Source organism: Mycoplasmopsis agassizii, assembly GCF_002276225.1.
Classification (GTDB): Bacteria; Bacillota_I; Bacilli_A; order Mycoplasmatales; family Metamycoplasmataceae; genus Mycoplasmopsis_B; species Mycoplasmopsis_B agassizii_A.
On record NZ_NQNY01000025.1, the window covers coordinates 1 to 1,798 of the forward strand.

Genomic DNA, 1,798 nt, shown 5'->3' on the forward strand with positions numbered 1-1,798 from the left:
TGGTACAAATCCATCAACATTAAACATTAAAGGTACATCTGATTTAGCAGAGTTTAGTCCCCACTTTATGAGTGTGACTCGAGAATCTATAACTAACTTTACTAATAATATAGGTAGCAAAAATGTTGAAGTTAAAATAAGTAATTTTGAAACTTACAATGATTGAAAAAAACTAGTTGAAAAAGTTAAAACACTTTGAAATAAAACTGAAGATATAAGCAAACTTGATACATTTTCTAATGCACTAGGAGATAAAATACTTGATGCTTTATTAATCGATACTTCTTTAGATAAAGAATCAGCTATCTTTTATGTAAATCCTTTCCCAATTTCTGAATTACCTGCTTCATCATATTCAAGTCGTAATTCAGAAGACACAGGACAATCTACAAAAGTAGAAAATGCTATTGGTGCTAATAAAAATACTTTAATTCTAGGTGGATGACAAGGTTTAATAAATGCTACAGGCGCATCAAATGAAAATAACTACGCACCTGCACGTAGTAATGGAAAACCTTTTGATAAATTAGTAACTACTTCAAGAGGTTGAGGTTCATATTTCTTAATAGATAACACTAGATACTATTTCAATGGAACATATCCTCAATATGCTAGTGAAGGTACAACTAATCCTATTAGTACAAGATTGCAAAAACCACCTGTTGCACAGTATTATGTTCCAAATGGTGAAAGTACTGCAAAAGTTCCTAACCAGTCAAGATATTCTTCAGGTATAGCAGTGGCATTGCGTTTCTTATTAGAAGCAGTTATTACAAATGATACTATGAGTAGAACTGCAGAAAACTCTGAGGTAACTTCTAGTTAGTTTACTAACAAATCTAAAGACTAATCAAACTTATAAATTTAATTTTTCATAATCTAACCAAAATCAAAATTTAAAACCACAGTAATTACAAACTGTGGTTTTTTTCATATTTTTTGCACTTTTAAAACTTTTATTACCTGTTTTAATATTGCATTATTAATTTAGTTTATAATTAAATCAATATAAATTTTAAGGAGAAATATGTCAGATAATCAACCTAAAGATGATAGAGAAGAACTTGATGTTGCTGCTTATTGTAAGGGACTTAGAGATCTGAAGAAAAATTATAAACTTTATACAAATGAGAATAAATATGTTTTTGCAGAAGATGGATCTAAATTAAAACATGATTTATCAGTTGATGGAGAAAAAATAGTGAAAGAAATTAAGCCCAAAGGACCTAAAGGACCTAAAAAAGGTAAAGATTATACTGATTTATACAATAAATTAAAAGTTGAATTAACTGAAAACATTGATGAAAAATTTAATGATTTTAAACAAGAAAATAATCAAAGATTTGATGAATTTCAGGATCAATTAGTAAAAATGGAAAATATGATTGATGAAAACAAGCAAGAAACAAAAACCCAAATTAATAATCTAGAAAAGAAATTTGATGAAAACAAGCAAGAAACAAAAGAACAAATTAATAATCTAGAAAAGAAATTTGATGAAAACAAGCAAGAAACAAAAGAACAAATTAATAATCTTGAAAATAAGATTGATGAATCAAAATTAGAAAACAAAAAACAGATTGAAGATCTGGAAAAAAGATTGAATAAAAAAATCGATGATCATTTTGATGAAATACTTAAAGCTATTAAAGAAAATAAATAGGTTTAATATTTATTAAATTAAATGTATAAAAAAGCACTACGCATATTTGTAGTGCTTTCCCGCATCGGCCTAATAACTGCAACAGAAAGGTTGTAGTTATTTTTTATAATATAAGTAATATGAAATACAAACAAG

The 1,798-nt window shown here is 26.9% G+C and carries 2 protein-coding genes; both read left to right on the top strand.

Annotated elements, in window-relative coordinates; translation table 4 throughout:
• Positions 1 to 826: hypothetical protein (locus CJJ23_RS05130; RefSeq protein ID WP_180738047.1), on the top strand; the 826-nt coding region annotated here is incomplete at its 5' end.
• A 201-nt stretch (positions 827 to 1,027) separates the two neighbouring features.
• Positions 1,028 to 1,663, top strand: a complete 636-nt coding sequence (locus tag CJJ23_RS04880; RefSeq protein WP_095335216.1) for a hypothetical protein — start codon at positions 1,028 to 1,030, stop codon at positions 1,661 to 1,663.
• Positions 1,664 to 1,798: the final 135 nt, after the last annotated feature.